This is a genomic window from Zafaria cholistanensis (assembly GCF_008580665.1).
Lineage (GTDB): Bacteria > Actinomycetota > Actinomycetes > Actinomycetales > Micrococcaceae > Zafaria > Zafaria cholistanensis.
Genome location: NZ_BKDJ01000006.1, coordinates 139,850 through 158,889, shown reverse-complemented (window position 1 = coordinate 158,889; position 19,040 = coordinate 139,850). Strand labels below are relative to the sequence as shown.

Here is a 19,040-nt window from a genome sequence, read left to right as displayed (position 1 = left end):
CATGCTCAGGCTCATGCTCAGACCGCGGAGCGCTTGGCGCTCTTGGCCAGGCGCATCCAGGTGTCGGTCACGGCGTCGGGGTTCAGCGAGATGGAGTTGATTCCCTGCTCCAGCAGCCATTCGGCGAAGTCCGGGTGGTCGCTGGGGCCCTGGCCGCAGATGCCCACGTACTTGCCGCGGGCGCGGCAGGCGGCAATGGCCATTTCCAGGAGCTTGGTGACCGCCGGGTTGCGCTCGTCGAACCCGCCCGCGACAAGTGCCGAGTCCCGGTCCAGGCCTAGGGTGAGCTGGGTCAGGTCGTTGGAGCCGATGGAGAAGCCGTCGAAGTACTCCAGGAACTCATCGGCCAGCAGGGCGTTGGCCGGCAGCTCGCACATCATGACGATCTCCAGCCCGTCCTCGCCACGGCGCAGGCCGTTGGCGGCCAGCAGCTCGGTTACGCCGCGTGCTTCCTCCAGGGTGCGCACGAACGGAACCATGACCTTGATGTTGGACAGGCCCATCTCGTTGCGGGCGAACTTCAGGGCCTCGCACTCGAGCTCAAACGCCTGGCGGAACGAGTCCGAGAGGTACCGCGAGGCCCCGCGGTAGCCGATCATCGGGTTCTCTTCGGCCGGCTCGAAGGCGGGACCGCCGAGCAGGTTGGCGTACTCGTTGGACTTGAAGTCCGAAAGCCGGATGATGACCGGCTCCGGGGCGAAGGCGGCGGCGAGGGTGGAAATGCCCTCGGCCAGGCGCTTCACGTAGAAGTCCCGCGGGCCGTCGTAGGCGGCAATCCTTTCCTGGATTTGCCGCTCGGTGTAGTCCGAAAGCGCGGTGGGACGTTCGATCTCGCCGGCCAGGGCCAACAGGGCGTTGGGGTGGATGCCGATCTGGCGGTTGATGATGAATTCCAGCCGGGCCAGCCCGACGCCGTGGTGCGGCAGGCGCGCGAAGCCGAAGGCCTGCTCGGGGGTCCCGACATTCATCATGATCCTGACCGGCGCCTCCGGCATCGTGTCCAAAGTGGTCTCCTGCAGCGTGTAGTCCAGCAGCCCCTCGTACACCAGGCCCGCCTCACCCTCGGCGCAGGAGACGGTCACCGGTGCGCCGTCGGCCAGGACTTGGGACGCGTTGCCGGTGCCGACCACGGCCGGGATGCCCAGTTCCCGGGCAATGATGGCCGCGTGGCAGGTGCGCCCGCCACGGTCGGTGACGATGGCGGCAGCCTTCTTCATGATCGGTTCCCAGTCCGGGTCGGTCATGTTCGCCACCAGGACGTCGCCGGCCTGGAACGAGGCCATCTGGTCGATCGAGGCCAGCACGCGCACCTGGCCGGCGCCGATGCGCTGGCCGATGGCCCGGCCCTCGGCCAGGACCCGGGAGCGCTCGTTGAGCGTGTAGCGGGAGATCACCCCGGTGTTCCTGCGGGACTCGACGGTCTCGGGACGGGCCTGCAGGATGTACAGCTCCCCGTCCAGCCCGTCCTTGCCCCACTCGATGTCCATGGGGCGGCCGTAGTGTGCCTCGATGGCCATCGCGTGCCGGGCCAACTGCTCGACTTCAGCGTCGGTCAGGCTGAAGCGGCGGCGCTGCCGGACAGGCACGGGCACGAAATCGACGGTCTTGCCTACCTCGCGGGAGTCGGTGTAGGTCATCTGCACCGCTTTTTCGCCCAGGCCCCGCTTGAGCACGGCCGGCCGGCCGGCAGCCAGGGCAGGCTTGTGCACGTAGAACTCGTCGGGATTCACTGCGCCCTGGACTACGGCCTCGCCCAGGCCGTAGGAGGAGGTGATGAACACCGCGTCGGTGAAGCCGGACTCGGTATCCATGGTGAACATCACGCCGGATGCGCCGATGTCGGAGCGGACCATGCGCTGGATGCCAGCCGACAGGGCCACTTCGGAGTGCGTGAACCCATGGTGGACCCGGTACGCGATGGCCCGGTCGTTGTAGAGGGAGGCAAAAACGTCCTTGATGGCGTGCAGGACATTCTCCACGCCCCTGATGTTCAGGAACGTCTCCTGCTGGCCGGCGAAGGAGGCATCGGGCAGGTCTTCGGCCGTGGCGCTGGAGCGCACTGCCCAGGACATGTCTCCGTCGTGGCCGTCGGCCAGGCGGCCGTAAGCGGCTCGGATCTGCTCCTCGAAACCGGTCGGGAACGGGGCCTGGCGGATCAGGTCGCGGATCAGCGTTCCGGCCAAGGCCAGGGCCGTCACGTCATCGCTGTCCAGGTCCTCAAGGATCGCGGCGATCCGGGCATCGAGGCCGGACTCACTGAGGAAACGCCGGTAGGCGTCAGCCGTCGTGGCAAAACCGTCCGGGACCCTGACCCCCGCCGAGGCGAGGTTGCGGACCATCTCTCCGAGGGAAGCGTTCTTGCCCCCGACCCGGTCGAGGTCGGTCAAGCCTAGTTCGGAAAACCAAAGAACATCGGTCATGGGTGGTGCTCCTTCTTTGGGGCACGCGCCGATAAGCGCTGGGGAAAAGACGAGTGTGCCAAGGCTGGCCGGATACGGCCCCCGGAGGCAAGGCTGTGTGGTGCACGTCATATGAAGGCGCGTCATGAACGGCGGGCCGGATGTGGATAAGAGCGCCCGTCAAGGCTGCGGTGGCGGGGCTCCGGCAAAAAGGCGCATCCCCGGATCCGGCGCAATACGGCGAAACATGACACGGCAAACACATACGGCGGGGAAGGCCGGATCCATGCGCGCCAGGGAAACCCCGGAAGGTGCGCAGGGGGCCGCGGAGGGGTCCATCATGCCGATCTGCGGCAGGACGGACCACCGTTTCGGCGCTCCCGCTTCAGCCCCCGGCACCATGTCCGGATTACGTCCCTTTTCCGGCACGAATAGACAGATAACTTAGGATTGCCTAAACTCACCTTCGGCCCTCGCGGCCATTTCCTTGCCGTCCCGGACACCCCGTCTGCGGAAATTGAACTTAGGTGGTTTTGTGCGCGCTTTGCTGCGGTCCTCGGCGGCCATGGGATTAGTTGCCGTGTTGGCGTTGTCCGGTTGTGGCTTCTCCGGTGAAGGAGAAAGTCCGCAGGCGGCCGACCTCGACCAGCGGATCGTGGTGGACAACTTCCGCGCTCCGGTGGCCGATTGGGCCCTCGAAAGCGACGCGGCGTACATCCTGTCCCTGTCCGGATGCCTTGAGACGCTCACGCGGTATGACGAGGCCGCAGGGAAGATCGTGCCCTCGCTCGCCACCGGGTGGGAGCAGGTCTCCGACCTGGAATGGGACTTCACCCTCCGCGACGGGGTGAAGTTCCAGGACGGCACCGCGCTCACGGCCGACACGGTGGTGAACTCCCTGCGGACGGTGCTCGAGGCGGAGGTCCCGGCCCGGGCCTTCAACCCGACCGTCGTCAGCGGTGTCGAGGCCATCGACGAGCGCACGGTCCGGATCACCACCCCGACTGAAAGCCCGCTGGTTCCCTACCGCTTGGCCAGCGTCAACACCGGCGTGCTGGCCCCGGCCGCCTTCGAAGGCGAAACCGTCGATCCCTTCGGCCACTGCACGGGACCCTTCACCCCCGTCTCGGAGAAGCCCAAGCAGTCCCTGACCCTGGACCGGAACGAGGACTACTGGGGCGGGCAGGTGCAGCTGGCCGGGGCCGAAGTCCGCTTCATCACCGACGGAGCCACCCGCGCCACGCAGGTCCAGACCGGCGAGGCCGACGTTTCCCTCTCCATCCCCGTCTCCAGCCTGTCCGCGCTCGAGGCCGATGAGAACGTCAAGGTCCTCAAGGCCGATTCGCCGCGGACGGCGACGCTGTACATGAACAACGGCAAGGCACCGTTCGACGACGTCGAATTCCGCCAGGCCCTGCGGGCCGCGCTCGACCTAAACACCCTGGCCGGCAGCGTCTACGAGGGTGCCGCCCTGCCGGCCAGCGGGCCCTTCGCCCCCTCCGAGCCGTGGGCGATCGAGGGCGCGCAGACCCCACAGCAGGACGTGGAGGCAGCCCGCCAGCTGCTCGCCGCCGCCGGATACACCGCCGGCCGGCCGCTGGAAATCATCGCGATCGTCGAACGCGCCGAGTTCGCCGACGTGGCCACCGTCATCCAGGAAAACCTGAAGGCAGTGGATGTGCCGGTGAAAATCCGGACCGCGGAATACGCCGCGGTGGAGCCGGACCTGCTGTCGGGCGACTACGACATGGTGCTCAGCCAGCGCAACCGCCTCATCGACATCGCCGACCCGATCGGCTTCCTGACGGCGGACTACACCTGCGACGGCGGGTACAACCTCAGCCACTTCTGCGACGAGGACTACGACAAGCTCATCGCGCAGGCGGCCCGGACCGCCGACACCCAGGAGCGCTACCGGCTGTACGCGGAGGCGGGGAAGATCCTCCAGGACCAGGCCGTGAACATCTGGCTGGTCAACGAGCAGGCCATCGACGCCGTCCGCGCCAACTTGGGCTCCCACGTGCAGGACCCGCTGGCCCGGTACGTGCTCCGCGCCGAAACGACCAAGTCCGGATCGTGAACATGGTCCGGCTCGTGAGCGTGCACGGCAGCACCGGTGCTCCTCCCGGGCAGGGCCGGCAATGATGCTGTTCCTTGCCAGAAGGACGGCGACCCTGGGGGTCTCCGTCCTTCTGGCGTCCTTCCTGGTCTTCCTCATCCCCTACGTCACCCCCGGGGATCCGGCACGGAAGATCATCCGCTCCCGGGTTTCCGGCGAGGTGGTCGACGAGGCCACCGTGCAGGCCCTGACGCTCCAGCTGGGGATCGGCGACCCGCTGTGGACGCAGTACCTGCGGTGGCTGGGCCGCTTCGGCAGCGGGGACATGGGCCTGTCCTACACCAGCCGCACCCCGGTCGTCGAACAGGTGCTGCCTGCCCTGTGGATCACCCTGAGCATGGTCGTGGCCACCCTGGGCGCCGCGGCCCTGGTCTCCGTCCTCCTCGGGACGGCCGCCGCCCTGCAGGAGGGACGCCTGGCGGACAAGGCCATCACCACCGTGACGCAGGCGTTCATCGCGATCCCGGAATACTGGCTCGCGCCGGTGCTCGTGCTGATTTTCGCCCTGAAGCTGTCCGTGCTGCCTTCCGCGGGATGGGCGGGGCCCGCCTCCGCGGTCCTGCCCGTCACCGTGCTCGCGCTGCGCCCGATCAGCCATTTCACCTCGGCGGTGCGCGAAGGGGTGCTCGACGCCCTGAGTGCCGAGCACGTGGTGGCGGCCCGCAGCCGCGGGCTGGGCCGCCGGAAAACCGTGCTGAAGCACGTGCTCCCCAACGGGCTGCTGCCCCTGACCACCCTGGCGGCGGTGTGGTTCGCCGGGTTGCTGGGCGGATCGGTCATCGTGGAAGTCATCTTCGCGATCCCGGGCATGGGACGGCTGCTCTACGACGCGGTCCTCAACAGCGACATTCCCCTGGCCCAGGGAGGCGTCGTCGTGGTGGTGGGACTCGCCGTCGTCCTGACCACGGCCGCCGACCTGGTCCACCGGCTCCTGAACCCCCGGATGAGGGCCCACCATGCGTAACCTCCCCGCCCACGTGCTTGTTGCCGCCTCGATCCTGGCCCTGATCGTGCTCGCCGTGGCGCTCTCCCCCTGGATCACTCCCCATTCCCCCGCCGCCCAGGACCTTGGCGCCAGGCTCTCCCCGCCCGGCGGCGACCACTGGCTGGGCACGGACCACCTCGGCCGGGACACCCTCAGCCGCCTGCTCGAGGGCGGGCGGTTCTCCCTCACTATCGCAGCCCTGGCCACGGTGCTGACCGGGGTGATCGGCACGGCGGTCGGCGTGGCCAGCGCCCGCCGCCGGGGCTGGCTCGACGAATTCCTCACCCGGACCAACGACGTCTTCCTCGCGCTGCCCGAGATGGTGCTCGCCCTGTTCCTGGTCGCCCTGCTGGGAAGCGGCTACCCGTCGCTGCTGCTGGCCCTGACGGTGGCCGGCTGGACGCCCTTCGCCCGGCTGGCCCGGGCACTGGCCTACGACGTTTCCGCCCGGGGATTCATCGAGGCCGCCCGCGTGCTCGGGTGCACGCCCCGCTTCATCGTCATGCGGCACATCCTGCCGCACCTGGCCGCCCCACTGCTGGGACAGGCCACCCTCCGCTTTGGACAGTTGCTGATCAGCGTCGGAGCACTGTCCTACCTGGGACTGGGGGTGCAGCCGCCACAGTCGGACTGGGGCTCGATGCTGGCCGCCGCGCAGCCCTTCGCCCTGCGCTCGCCGCTGGCCATCCTCGCTCCCGGCTTGGCCATCTTCGTCGTCGCACTTTGCGTCACCCTCATCGGCCAGCACCTGGTCCGCCGCAGCACCACCCCCCTGGCGCCAACCTCCCCCGCGCTGGAGGTGCGGAATGCCTGAGGGCCTGCTCATCGAACAGCTGCGCCTCAGCGAGGGGACACCTTCCACCGCTCCGGCGCGCACCAGGGCGGACCGGAGCGCGCCCGCCCCACGCACCCTCCTGGCCGGCGTCGACCTCACCGTCGCCCCGGGCGAGTTCGTGGCCCTCGTCGGAGCCTCCGGAAGCGGCAAGACGCTCACGGCCATGTCCGCGCTGGGCCTGCTTCCCCCCAACCTGCGCATTGATTCCGGCACGATCCGGCTGGGCGGGACGGACCTGAGGGCGGCCGGCGAGGCGGAGCTCAACCGCGTGCGCGGCGGCAGGATCGGCATGCTCTTCCAGCAGCCCAAACGGATGTTCAACCCCCGGCAGACCATCATCAGCCATCTGCTGGAACCGCTCCGGCTCCACGCGGGCCTCCGGGGCCGGGAAGCCAGGGCGCGGGCCGTCGACCTGCTGGCCGAGGCCGGCCTCTCCGACCCGGGCCACTGGGCGCGGGCGTATCCCCACCAACTCTCGGGAGGCATGGCGCAGCGGGCCATGCTCGCGGTCGCCCTGGCCGGCCAGCCCGAACTGCTGCTGGCGGACGAGCCGACCTCCGCCCTCGACAAGGTCCTCGAGCGCCAGATCCTGGAGCTGATCGACCGGCAGCGGCGCCAGCGCGGACTGGGCATCCTCTACATCACGCATGACTTCGCCACCGTTTCCGCCTTCGCAGACCGCGTGGTGGTCATGGAGGCGGGACAGGTCAAGGAGTCCGGCCCGGCCGCAGCAGTCCTGGACGCCCCCCAAAGCGAGTGCACCCGGCAGCTCCTGGCATCCTCCGCCCTGGTCCCCGGCCCGAAGCCCGCCCCCGCCGCCTCCGCGCGCACCGTCCTGGCCCTTGAGGGCGTCACGAAGCGCTTCGCAGCGGCCAAACGCGGCCTGCGTCCCGCCCTGGAGCAGGTCTCGCTCACTGTCCTTGAAGGCGAAATCCTCGGCGTCCTGGGCCAGTCCGGCTCCGGGAAAAGCACCCTCGCCCGATTGGCCGTCGGGCTCGAGTCCCCGGACAGCGGACGCATCACCCGGCCCACGGGCGCACGGCAGGGCCCTGGCGGCAGTGCCGGCACCGCCGTGCAGCTGGTCTTCCAGGAGCCGCACGACGCCTTCGACCCGCGCATGAGGCTCTGTGCCAGCCTGGAAGCGCCTTTGGCGCAGCGCGGCGGCCTCACCACGGAGGAGCGCCAAAACCGCATCCACCGCGTCCTGCAGGAAGTGGAGCTGGAGCCCGGACTGTTGGACAGGTATCCCGGCCAATGCTCCGGGGGCCAGCTGCAACGGCTCACGATCGCCAGGGCGCTTTTGCTGGAGCCCACGGTGCTGATCTGCGACGAGGCCACCTCGGCCCTGGACGCGGTGACCCAACGCAAGGTCCTGGACCTGCTGCTGCGCCTGCAGCGCGACCACCGGATGTCCCTGGTCATGATCTCCCACGACATGAACGTCATCCGCTACGCAAGCCAGCGCGTCGCCGTCCTCTTCGAGGGTGCCCTGGTCGAGCTCGCGGCCACCGAAGACTTCTTCACGGATCCGCAGCACCCGCACAGCAGGCAGCTGGTGGCGGCCTCGCTTCCCTCCCGGCGGGCCGGGACGACGGGTCCCCAACGCCTGGTTCCCGAGACCCAGGAGCTCCTCGATGCCCTTCCGCCACTACCGGCCTGAGACGCGCACCCTGCTGGGTGCCCAACTGGTTTTCAACCTCGGCTTCTACGCCGTCGTTCCCTTCCTCGCCGGGGCCATGGGCCGGGACTACGGAATGGATGCCGCCGCGATCGGACTGGTGCTCGGGGCACGCACCTTCAGCCAGCAGGGGATGTTCCTGGCCGGCGGCATACTGGCCGACCGCTGGGGCCCGCGCCGGGCGATCCTCACCGGCTGCCTGATCCGCATCCTCGGCTACGCCACCCTGGCGGCGGCCTCCGACTTCACCTTGTTCCTGCTCGGCGCGGTCCTCACCGGCGCCGGGGGCGCCCTGTTCTCCCCGGCCCTGGAATCCCAGCTGTCCCAGGCCGACGCCGGCGCACCCGCCGGCGGAAAAAAGGGCCGGCGCTCGGTGTTCGTCTGGCTGGCGATCACCGGGGAGATCGGCGCCGTCTTGGGCCCGGTCCTGGGGTCAGCCCTGCTGGGATGGGGCTTCGACGCCGCGCTGGCCGCCGGGATCGCGGTCTTCACTGCCGTAACGATCCTGCTGTGGTACCGCCTCCCCGCCGCGCCGGACCGTGTTGCAGCGGGCCGTGCTGCAGCTGACCGTGCTGCAGCTGACCGTGCTGCACCGGAGCGTACTGCGGCGGATTCGACACAGGGTCCGGAGCCGGATCTGGAGGAGCCGGGACACGCCGTGGCCCGCCCGGCCCTTGAGTGCCTGCGCAACCGCCGCTTCGTGGTGTTCTGCATGTTCGCCAGCATGAACATGCTGGCCTACAACCAGCTCTACTTCGCGGTCCCGGTGGAACTGGACCGGCGGGGCCTGGACGGCGCCTGGCTGGGCGCCCTGTTCCTGCTGGCCTCTGTCCTGACCCTGCTGCTGCAGCTGCCGGCGGCGGCGGCGGCCCAGCGCCTGGGGCCGGGGCGCACCCTGTCCGCCGGCTTCGTCCTGCTCGCCGCCGCGTTTGCCCTGACCGCAACAACCGCGGTGCATCCCGGGACTTCGGGCAGTTCCCTGGCACCGATGGCGGGTGCCGTCGCTGTCTTGATCCTGGGCCGCATGCTCCTCACCCCCACCATCCTGTCCCTGATCCCGGCCTTCGTCCCGGCCGGCGGGCCGGTGCCGCGGCGGGGGGCCTACTTCGGGTTGTCAGCCACCTGCGGCGGAATCGCCGTGCTGGCAGGCAATGCCCTGCTGGGCCGGTTGCTCGACCTCACCGACCGGCACCACTGGTGGCCCGGCATCCCCTGGGTGCCGCTGGTCCTGCTCGCCCTGCTGGCCGCAGCGGCATTGCCGCCGGTGCTGCGTGGACACCGCACCGGCAGCAATGCCGCCCCGGCAACCACGGCCGCGGGTCCCTCGCGGAACGCCTGACAGGCCGCCCGCGTCCCGCCGCGGAACGGGCCGGTACTGCCGGCTGGGTGGGTTCCCCGTGCGGTCAGGCTCCTTCGACGGAGCCGATGAGCAGGGCCGTTCCGGTGTACGGCGGAAGGGAGATGTAGAAGCTGTGCAGGTCATCGACGGTGCTGATTTTTTCCCCGGTGAAGGCATCCGTGACGGTTTCGTCCGTGGGGAGCGTTGGCGAGTGGACGGAACCGGCGACGTCTTCGGGCGAGAAGTTCAGGACGGTGATTTGCAGCTGTCCTGAGGGCAGGCGGTGGACCATGACCAGGAGCCCGCGATGGGAAACGTCCGGAACATCGATGAGCTCGCTCTTCGCGATGCCCAGGTCCTCCCTCACCCTGAGGATGCGGGCCAGCCGTGAGGCGAAGGAATGCTCATCCAGGAGCTGCTCGGGCAGCGTTTCGTAGAGGGTCTGGGCCTTGGGCAGCGCCGAGCCGCCGGGCTCGCCCGCGGTGCCGTGTCCCATGAGGTCGTGCCGGCCGCGGTTGATCCACCGCGTGTCGCCCTTGCTGAGCAGTTCCGAGACCTGGTCCCGCCCCAGTGGCAGTGCTCCGCAGAGGTCCCATCCCGACAGGGCAAAGACGCCGGGCTGCAGGGCGTTGTACATGGCCAGCAGCAGGTGGACGTCGCGGATCTGCCGCTTCTGTTCCCCGGTGATCGCGGACAGGTCCTTGATGCCCAGGACGGCGGTGATCACGCTCGCCGTGGTGCAGGCGATGCCGTTGGTGGTGAAAAGGAGGTTGTAGGGCGCCGCCTGCCCGGTAATGCCCTTCCTGAGGTCGCCCTGGATCTTGTCCGCGACTTCGAAACCGGTCATGCGAAGCCCTGCCAGGTCGAAGTGGTCGTCCCGGTGCTTCGTGGTGAAATGAACCAGCTCGTACGTGAGTTCGTCATGGTTTTGCAGGGCATGGACCAGCGAGGCCTGGTCCACGCCGGCGTCCATGGCCAGGCGCAGGGTCAGCCGGAGGAATTCGGTGTCCGCCGTCACCAGCGCGTGGTGGTACGCGGGCCTGGTCACGAAGTCGTATGACAGGTCCGGACCGGTTTCCGAGGTGGCCTTGATGTCGTCGATGCTCAGGTTCAGTTCCTGGAACGTGAAGCCACCGACTTTTCGGACCATGCTGCCCAACAGCTGGTTGGCCGCTTCCGAGAGGGGGTGGCCTTCGGACCACGCGGGGCTTTCCTCGGCGCTCTTCTCGACGCCCAGGAAACCGTTGGCGTCCAGGCGGAGGGCGCCGGTCCCAAGGTCGACCAGGGAGTGGAGGGCGTCGCCCATCACCAGGCGCATTCCGGCGAAGGTCGGATCGAGCCAGTTGATCGAGGGCTGGCCGGACTTGAAGTAGTGCAGATAGACCCACCTGCGCAGCTTGCCGGTGGTGTCGTAGACGGGGCGGGTGGCGCTCCAGTTGGTTTCCTTCACGCCGGGCTCGTAGAAGATGACCCGCTGCAGCTGCCCGATGATGTATCCGGCTTCCTGCAGGGCGCTTTCGGTCCGGCTGTCGATGTTGACCGAGTCCTCGCCTTCGGGGACGTCGGGCAGCAGGTGCCAGTCGGCTTCGGGGATGTCGATCATGTGGTAGATCCCCGGGTAGTCCCGGTAGTTCATCTCCGCCAGCCGGAAATCCGCCCCCTTGCCCGTATGGCCGGGGACGATGTCGTCGATGATGGTGCCTCCGTGCGCCTGCGCGGCCTCGCACATCGCCCTGAACTCCTCGACGGTGCCGAAGGACGGGTCGATGGCCATGCTGATGCGGTCAAAGTGGCCGTCGATGCTGGGGGTGTGTTCCCATCCGTCGAGCCCGCCGGCCCGCTTCACGGGGCCGGTGTGGATGGCCTTGATCCCGATGCGCTGGAACGCCTCCCACATGTCCCGGTCCCCCAGCGCCGCCAGGAAGGACTGGCCGGGCTTGGTGATGAAGGACAAGGGGTAGGCGGTGAACCAGACGGACGCCCTTTCCACCGCCGCCCGCGGGTTGGGAAACGCGTAGGGGTTCTGCCACATGCTGGCCTGCCCCGACAGCTGGCGGGCCAGGACATCGGCATCGCCGAGCATCGACTGGTTGCGCAGCCATTCGACGTAAACCTTGTTGCGTCCATCGGCCTGGAACGGCGGCTGCCCTGCAATGTGTTCCCTGCGCCTGGCCGTCGGCCGGAGAGGCCGCGGCCGGGCCGGGTAGAACTGCTCATCGAAGGTGATGTCCAGCGCATGCGACGGGGCCGGCTCGGTCTCCTGCGGCTCGGCGGGATCCCCTTGCCGCTCGTCCATGTTTTTGGATCCGGTCAGATCGGTCATGGTGGATTCCCCTCTTGCCGCGTCCAGCTGGTTCCTCATCTAAAACCCGAGGTAAACCCCCACCTCCGTTGCCAGCGGTGAGGACGCACCTGCCCGCCACTTCCATGGCTGCAGTGCGCCCCTCAAGATCATCACGGGCGGCACCTGCGGTGCAAGCCACAACATGCGTCTCCCGGCGTGCGGACTCCTGCTCCCCGCGGGCCGGCGGGCGCCCCCTCCGGATCAGTCCTCGAAGGAGTCCTTCAGGCGGCGCCGCTGGCGGTCCCTCCTGCTGTAGGTCGCCTCACGGATGGCCTCGTCGCTGTCGAAGTTGGAGCCCAGGGCCCCCGCCACGGTTCCCAGCGAAGCCGCCAGCCAGGCCAGGCGCGCGTAGTCCAGCGGGCCCACCGGGTGGCCCAGCTCCGCTTCCAGGTAGCCGGCATCGATAACCACCAGCGACCCGGCCATCAGCACCATAAACAGGACCATGTGCATCAGCCCCACGCTCAGCGCCACGGTGGCGATGGTTGCCGCGTTGTCCAGGCCCGCCCGGGCCGAGGCTTCCGGGCCCAGGCCCCTGCTCCACAATCCGTTGTGCACGATGAGCCACGCTCCCAGCGCGCCGACCGTCGCGGCGCTGATCAGCGCCAGCCGCCACGGGGGCAGCACGTCGGCCATGTTCCACATGGTGGTGTAGAAGATGCCGAAGGCACCGGTCGCGGCCGCGGCGGCCATGCAGGTGGAGAGGGCGGACAGCAGCCGGCCCGGCCTGTTGTTGCGGACCATGCCCGCCAGCAGCCGCAGCCGGCCCGGCCAGCCGGACACTACCGTGTAGGAAACATCCTCTGCTCCTTGGCGTTGAACCGTCGATGCCCGGAAGGGCGTCCTGCGGGGAAGCGGGGGGTGCCCGCCGCCCCCGTGCAGGGACCCCAGCGCGCCCAGCAGGAGCTTCCGGGCAGCAGCCCCCACGCGCCAGGCCCCCAGCGCGGGCATCGAAACCAGGACCGTCTTCGCCTCCGCGCTGGATTCGCACACCATGACCTTCCCGTCGTGAGATCGGGGCAGGTCCGTCAGGTACACCACGTAATCCCACCGGTTCCGCGCCCTCAGCTCCGCGGCCTGCTCAAGCAGGGGGATGTGCCCGTCCTCCGTCAGCGGCAAGGCTCCGCGCAGGGTTTCGACATCCCACCGGCAGCCAGGATCGACCACGCGCCGCAAGGCGCCGGCCAACCCTTGGGCGATCGGGCGCGCGGCCGCCTCGGGCAGCCCCGGGTCCGCCAGGATGCCCACCCGCAGGGTGCGCTGGCCACCATCCTCGCTCAAACCCTGTCCTCCTTCCCGCCCGCCGTCATTCTGTCATCGCCTTCCACGCGCCTTCTTCCACACTACGAGCGGGCCCTGGTGGGGGCCTGGGCGTGTGGGGTACCGGCTCCCGCCACCGCATTTCGGGGCCCCAACAGGGTGGAGATGTCCCGTATCCCCGCTACGCTAGGCGGGGAATCGTGCCAGCGAGCGCGGACCGGCCAAGGACTGGTCCGCGGACCATCAAGAGCGACCCTGGGAGGCTCCCATGCCAAGCAGTGATTCTTCTTCACAAGACACGCGCACCACGCCCGGCCCCGAGGACGGCCGGAAGCCGGACACGCCCGCCCAGATCGAAAAACCCTCGTGGAAGTACATTCTCAGGCGGACCATCCGCGAATTCTCCGGGGACCACTGCACGGACCTGGCGGCCGCACTGACCTTCTTCGGCGTCCTCTCCCTGTTCCCGGCGCTCCTGGCCATGATGTCCCTGCTCGGCATCGTTGGCCAGGCCGAGCAGACCACGCAGCTGCTGCTGCAGATCCTTGAACGCGTTGCCAGTTCGGACGTCGTGGACACGCTGCGCCCGCCGATCCAGCAGCTGGCCACGGCCCCGGGCGCCGGCCTGACGTTCATCATCGGCCTCGCCGGCGCCATCTGGTCCGCCTCGGGATACGTGGGGGCATTTGGCCGGGCCATGAACCGAATCTACGAGATCGAGGAGGGCCGGCCCTTCTACAAGCTGCGCCCCGTCATGCTGGCGGTCACCGTCGCGCTGCTCCTGCTCGCGATGCTCATGGCCATCCTCCTGGTCGTTTCCGGGCCGCTGGCCCAAGCCATCGGCGACGCGGTGGGCCTGGGACAGACCACTGTGGCGGTGTGGAACATCGCCAAGTGGCCTGTCCTGCTGGGCTTTGCCATCGTCCTGATTGCTGTGCTGTACTACGCGACCCCCAACGTCCGGCAGCCCAAATTCAGGTGGATCAGCTTGGGGGCCCTCATCGCCCTGGTCGTGCTTGCCCTGGCGACGCTGGGATTCTTCTTCTACGTCTCGAACTTCGGCAACTACAACAAGACCTACGGAACCATTGGCGGCATGATCGTGCTGCTGCTCTGGATCTGGATCGCGAACATCTCGCTGCTCTTCGGAGCCGAATTCGATGCCGAAATGGAACGGGGCCGGCAGCTCCAGGGCGGAATCAGGGCCGAGGAAAACCTGCAGTTGCCGCCCCGCGACACCAAGGCCAGCGACAAGAAACACGACAAGGAGCAACAAGACATCGCGGAAGGCCGGGAGCTGCGCGAACAGCAAGGCCGGAACCCCTAGCGGGGCTCCCCGGAGCCGCCCACTGCGGCGGGGCGGCTCCGGGATGGCGCGGTAATTCGGCTGCGTCATACACTGCGGAGCCCAAAGCTCCGCACTAGTTGGAGGAAACCCACGATGGCACTTCCCCACCTGCACTCCATCGCCGAGCTGGAGGACCTGGTGCGCAGCGAGCCGGACCTCTATGTCAGGTACTCCGCAGGCTACGAATCCGACCGGGACGGCGGGAGCCTGGACACCGAGAGCGGGATCGAACTTCCGGGGCTTTCCGTCAATCCCCTGCGCCCGGAGTCGTGGTGGACCCGCCCCCTGCAGGATTGGCTGGCGCGCCAGCTCTGCCAGTACAAGCACCTCAAGGACAAAAACCCCGACCGGTACGCCTGGGTGGCAAGGGGGCACTGCATCGCCCGGGGCCCGGACTGCGAGCCCCTGCTGACCGGTGTCACCCCGGTCGCCCGGCTTTCCGACGCTCTGCTCGACGAGGCCCAGCGGATCTACGAGGACCGGTTCGACGCCGGCACGGGCCCCGAGGACTGAGCCTGCACGCGACGCGCGCGGCCCGAAGACCATAGGATCACGACATGGATGCTGCACGCAGGTTCGAATCGATCGTCATCATTTTCAACCCGAACAGCACGGGCAACGCGCCCCAGCTTGCGGAACAACTGAGGGACCGGCTGGGCGAACTGCTTCCCTACCCGGCGGAGATCCGGCTCCAGCCCACCGAGCATGCCGGCCACGCCGTGGACCTGGCGCGGGAGGCTGCCGCGGGCGGCGGCCGGGTCCTGGTTGTGTCGGTCAGCGGCGACGGCGGCTACAACGAGGTGGTCAACGGGGTCATGCAAAGCGGCAACCGGGAGGCCGTCTGCGCGGTCATGGCCGCCGGGAACGCCAACGACCACCAGCGCACGGTGGGCACCCAGCCTCTGGAGGAGGCCATCGCCGGGGGCCAGGTGCGCCACATCGACCTGCTGCGGATCGAGACGGAGGGCGGGGAAGGCTCCGGCAGCGCCTATGCGCACTCCTACATCGGCTTTGGCCTCACTCCGGTGGTGGCGGTCGACCTGGAAAAGGGCAGCAAGGGCTCGCTGAAGGAAATGGTCACGGTGGTGCGGACCTTCTCGAAGTTCAAGCCCTTCGAAATCAAGGAGCAGAACGGGAAGCGCCGCAAGCTCGACAGCCTGATCTTCGCCAACATCCCCGAAATGGCGAAGTACGCCACGCTCAGCGAGGCCGACGAGCAGCCCCGCGACGGGAAGTTCGAGGTCATCACCTTCCCCCACATGCCCAAGTGGCGGATCCTGCTGCTCGCCGCACGCGCCACGACGAAGGGACTGGGCGACCAGCCCAGCGTCAGCCGCTACGAATTCACCGCGCTCAAGCCGATGCCGTACCAGGTGGACGGCGAAGTGAAGTCAGTCTCCGCCAACACCGTGGTCCGCATCCGGAGCGTGCCCCGGGCCCTGGCCACGATCGGATAGGGCCCACGCCTCAGCCGGCGAGGTCCTTCAGCGCCGTCCGCGCGGCCAGGTGCCCGCACATCCCGTGCACGGCCGGCCCCGGCGGGGTGGAGCTGGAACACAGGTAGAGCCCGCGCGCCGGGGTCCGCCAGGGCGAGGCCGCCAGCACCGGCCGGCTCAGCATCCCCGCCAGGTCCACGGCGCCCCCGGAGATGTCCCCGCCCACCAGATTCGCGTTGCGCGCCTGCAACCCGGGGGCGGTCATCGCCTCCGAGTGCACGACCGTGTCCCGGAACCCCGGTGCCGCTGCCTCCAGTTGGGCTGTGATCGCCTCCGTCATGTCGGCGGGGCTGCCGAACGGAACGTGGCAGTAGGCCCACAGGACGTGGTGGCCCGCTGGGGCGCGGGAAGGGTCGAACAGGCTCGGCTGGGACACGATCACGTAGGGGCCGTGCCCGCCGCCGATTCCCGGCCCGGATCCGGCCCCGGCCCGGCGGCCCCGACCTCCGGCGCCGCGCCGGCTTCCCGGGCCGCGCTGGTCCAGCTCCCACCGCCGGATGTCCGCCGCGGTGCCGCCCAGGTGGACCGTCCCGGCGAGCGCGATGTCCGGGTCCCGCCACGGGACCGGCCCGTCCAGCACGTAGTGCACCACGCAGGACCCGGGCCCGCGCCGGGTGGCGAGGAGCCGGTTCCGGTAGCCCTCGGGCAGGACGGCCCCGGCGATTCGGGCCAGGTCCTCGGGCGAGGTGTCGCAGAACACCAGCTCCTCCTCCAGGTCCGCGATCCGCTCCACGCGCCGCCCGGTTTCGATCCGCCCGCCGTGGTCTATCAGGTCCATGGCCAGCGCGTTGGGGATCGCCTGCGATCCGCCCAGCGGGATCGGCCAGCCGGTCGCATGCGCTGCGGTGCCGAGCACCAGGGCGGCTCCGTTTGCCGCGGGCCCGGCACCCCCGCCGGCGTTGTGGGCCCGCACCCCGGCCAGCAGCGCGGCCATCGCCTCCACATCCTTCCCGCCCGCACCTCCCCAGCCGGCGCCTCCCAGAAGCGGCGGCAGCATCCCGGCGGCGGAGTTCAGGACCGGGGCGGGCACGGACAGTGCGGCCGCCCGCACACCGAACGCGGCGGTGGCGCCCAGTCCGTCCAGGCCGTGCGGCATCCGCAGCAGCGGGTGCAGCACCAGGTCCGTGACGGAGCCGTAGGCGCGGACCAGTGGTCCAAACAGCCGCTCATAGGCGGGCCCGGCAGAACCCAGCCCCTCGGCCGTGCGCTCCAGGTCGCGCCAGGCCAGGCCGGTTCGCCCGTCCGGCAGCGGGTGCGCGTAGGAGACCTCCGGTACTATGAAGTCCACCCGGTCGGCCAGTCCGATTTCGCGGAAGAACGGGGACGCCAGCGCCATGGGGTGGACGGCGGCGCCGATGTCGTGCCGGTGCCCCGGCAGGCCCAGCTCCAGCGTTCGGGAACCGCCGCCGATGCTGTCCTCGGCCTCGTAGACGCGTACCGACAGCCCGGCCCGGGCCAGGGTGACCGCGGCCGCGAGGCCGTTGGGTCCGGATCCGACGACGGCGGCATCAGCCATTGCGGGCTCCGTTCCCCGCGCCCGGAACGCCGGATCCGGCCCCGGCGGCCGGTGGGCCGGGCGGGGCGGAGTTCGGGCCGGCAGGCGGGCCAGTGGGTGGTTCAGTGGAGGGATCGAACGGCGGCTGGGCAAAACGCCGTCCGCGCGCGGTGCCGGCGCGGGCAGCGCGGACCGCTTCGGAGGCCCGCGGCCAACGCAGCGTGAACCGGTCGGGGGCCCCCGCGAAAGGACCGGCCTGGGGGTCCTCCTGGCCGACCCGGCGCACCGGATCCCGCTCCGGATCCATCATGCTGCGCACCACCCGGTACATCAGGTACCCGGTCGCGGCCATGTGTCCAAAGACGGCCAGGACGTAGAAGGATTCGGGAAAGGTGTGCTGGGGCTTGATGTCCGCGGTGATCGCGTAGAGGTGCATCCAGATGGCCCAGAAGTGCAGGGCCTCCACCAGCTGCCAGGCCAGGAAGTCCCGCCAGCGCGGCCAGGCAAGCACGGCCAGCGGCACCAGCCACACCACGAACTGCGGCGAGTACACCTTGTTGAACAGGATGAAGCTGGCGACCACCAGGAACAGCAGCTGCGCGAAGCGCGGGCGCCGCGGGGCCAGCAGCCCCAGCGCCGCGATGCCCGCGCAGCTTGCGGCGAAAAGCCAGAACCCGGCTGCGTTGATGCTTGCGGCGTCGAAACGGGGGGCGCCGGGGAGAGCGGCGGCCAGGGTGTTCCAGGCGTTCCACAGCGAGGACCAGCCGGCCTCACGGTCCCGCGTGAATTCGAAGAAGTACGCCCACGCCTCAAAGTTCGCCAGCGCGAACGGCAGGTTCACGGCCCCCCAGGCCCCCGCGGCCCCGGCGCCGCTGAGCGCCAGCGGGCGCCAGCGCCCGGTGCGCAGGGCCAGCACGGCGACGGCACCGAAGAACAGCACGGGATAAAGCTTCATGGCGGTGCCCAGCCCCACCAGGACCCCGGCAAGCAGCGGCTTGTCCCGCGACCACGCCAGCACGGCCAGCGCCAGCAGCGCCACCGCCCACATGTCCCAGTTGATGGTGGAGGCCAGGATGATGCCGGGAGCCAGTGCCACCATGGCCGCATCCCAGGGCCTGCGTCCGGCGCTGCGCGCCGTCGCGATCACTGCCGCCAGCCAGAGCCCGACGACGGCGAGCACGTTGAGATCGAAGAACACCAGGGCCCGGTTCCCGGCATCCGGCGGGACGAGCCAGGCGATCAGGCCCGCCACCGCCCCCATCAGGACGGGGTATTCGAACTCGGCGCCGGGAGCGAAAGCCGCCCACGGGTTCCCGGCGAAGCCGCGGCCGGTGAACAGCGAGGGCCAGTCCGAATAGCAGCCCCACGCGAAGGAGCCGGTGCCGCCCCAGCCGTTCACCCGGCAGGCGTTCTTGGCCAGCACGGCCAGGATCGCCGCGACGACGGTCATCGCGATCAGCACCCGTTCAAGGCTCCAGAATCCGGGGTTTACCCGCCCCGGATCCGCGTGGCGGCCCAGCGGCCCCCCGGCCACTTCCGCCAGCCGGCGCAGCAGCGGGTCGTTGCGCGTGGGCGCGGTGATGCGCACCGGCCGGCCGGACGGGCGCGCCGGCGGCCCGGGGGGATGAGGCTCCATAGGTTCGAGCCTATCCGCTGGGGGGCGCCCAACCGAAGGGTCCGGGCCCGGCGGAACCCGCCCGTCCGCGGGCGCCGGCTCCTTCGGAGCGTGCGGCGCCGGCGGG

The 19,040-nt window shown here is 69.6% G+C and carries 13 protein-coding genes; 8 read left to right on the top strand and 5 right to left on the bottom strand.

Features of this window, described 5'->3' with window-relative positions; translation table 11 throughout:
• Positions 1–17: 17 nt before the first annotated feature.
• A complete protein-coding gene (ppsA, locus tag NCCP_RS07575) occupies positions 18–2,420 on the bottom strand; it encodes a phosphoenolpyruvate synthase (protein ID WP_149956630.1) in 2,403 nt (800 codons plus the stop codon).
• A 544-nt stretch (positions 2,421–2,964) separates the two neighbouring features.
• Between ppsA and NCCP_RS07570 the strand changes: the two genes are divergently transcribed.
• The 5 genes from NCCP_RS07570 to NCCP_RS07550 all read left to right on the top strand — a co-directional run bounded on the left by NCCP_RS07570 (position 2,965) and on the right by NCCP_RS07550 (position 9,355).
• Entirely contained in the window at positions 2,965–4,479 is a 1,515-nt protein-coding gene (locus tag NCCP_RS07570) for an ABC transporter substrate-binding protein (RefSeq protein WP_149956675.1), read from the top strand.
• Between the two features lie 61 nt (positions 4,480–4,540).
• Entirely contained in the window at positions 4,541–5,482 is a 942-nt protein-coding gene (locus NCCP_RS07565) for an ABC transporter permease (RefSeq protein ID WP_149956629.1), read from the top strand.
• Positions 5,475–6,317 (top strand): ABC transporter permease, encoded by an 843-nt coding sequence (locus tag NCCP_RS07560; RefSeq protein ID WP_149956628.1) that lies wholly within the window; start codon positions 5,475–5,477, stop codon positions 6,315–6,317. Before NCCP_RS07565 ends, NCCP_RS07560 begins: the two co-directional genes overlap by 8 nt.
• Positions 6,310–7,998 (top strand): nickel ABC transporter ATP-binding protein NikE, encoded by a 1,689-nt coding sequence (gene nikE / locus NCCP_RS07555; RefSeq protein ID WP_149956627.1) that lies wholly within the window; start codon positions 6,310–6,312, stop codon positions 7,996–7,998. Before NCCP_RS07560 ends, nikE begins: the two co-directional genes overlap by 8 nt.
• Positions 7,973–9,355 (top strand): MFS transporter, encoded by a 1,383-nt coding sequence (locus NCCP_RS07550; protein ID WP_149956626.1) that lies wholly within the window; start codon positions 7,973–7,975, stop codon positions 9,353–9,355. Before nikE ends, NCCP_RS07550 begins: the two co-directional genes overlap by 26 nt.
• Before the next feature lie 64 nt (positions 9,356–9,419).
• Here the strand turns inward: NCCP_RS07550 and treS are convergent, their stop codons facing one another.
• Together treS and NCCP_RS07540 are read right to left on the bottom strand one after the other, a co-directional pair.
• A complete protein-coding gene (treS, locus tag NCCP_RS07545; RefSeq protein WP_149956625.1) occupies positions 9,420–11,678 on the bottom strand; it encodes a maltose alpha-D-glucosyltransferase in 2,259 nt (752 codons plus the stop codon).
• A 222-nt stretch (positions 11,679–11,900) separates the two neighbouring features.
• On the bottom strand, positions 11,901–12,980 hold the full coding sequence (locus tag NCCP_RS07540; RefSeq protein WP_149956624.1) for a hypothetical protein: 1,080 nt from the start codon (positions 12,978–12,980) through the stop codon (positions 11,901–11,903).
• Positions 12,981–13,227: 247 nt separating this feature from the next.
• Here NCCP_RS07540 and NCCP_RS07535 point away from each other — a divergent pair, with 247 nt between their 5' ends.
• The 3 genes from NCCP_RS07535 to NCCP_RS07525 all read left to right on the top strand — a co-directional run bounded on the left by NCCP_RS07535 (position 13,228) and on the right by NCCP_RS07525 (position 15,764).
• The gene (locus NCCP_RS07535) at positions 13,228–14,286 is read left to right on the top strand and encodes a YihY/virulence factor BrkB family protein (protein WP_149956623.1); all 1,059 of its coding nucleotides are present in this window, start codon (positions 13,228–13,230) and stop codon (positions 14,284–14,286) included.
• A 114-nt stretch (positions 14,287–14,400) separates the two neighbouring features.
• Positions 14,401–14,820 carry a DUF6098 family protein gene (locus NCCP_RS07530; protein ID WP_149956622.1) on the top strand — a complete coding sequence of 140 codons (420 nt, stop codon included), beginning with the start codon at positions 14,401–14,403 and terminating at the stop codon, positions 14,818–14,820.
• 44 nt (positions 14,821–14,864) lie between these two features.
• Positions 14,865–15,764: a diacylglycerol/lipid kinase family protein gene (locus NCCP_RS07525; protein ID WP_149956621.1), complete on the top strand. Its 900-nt coding sequence runs from the start codon at positions 14,865–14,867 to the stop codon at positions 15,762–15,764.
• 10 nt (positions 15,765–15,774) lie between these two features.
• On the opposite strand, the gene NCCP_RS07520 is transcribed toward NCCP_RS07525, so the two are convergent.
• Together NCCP_RS07520 and NCCP_RS07515 are read right to left on the bottom strand one after the other, a co-directional pair.
• Entirely contained in the window at positions 15,775–17,319 is a 1,545-nt protein-coding gene (locus tag NCCP_RS07520) for a phytoene desaturase family protein (protein WP_149956620.1), read from the bottom strand.
• A complete protein-coding gene (locus tag NCCP_RS07515; RefSeq protein WP_149956619.1) occupies positions 17,312–18,934 on the bottom strand; it encodes a glycosyltransferase family 87 protein in 1,623 nt (540 codons plus the stop codon). Before NCCP_RS07515 ends, NCCP_RS07520 begins: the two co-directional genes overlap by 8 nt.
• Positions 18,935–19,040: the final 106 nt, after the last annotated feature.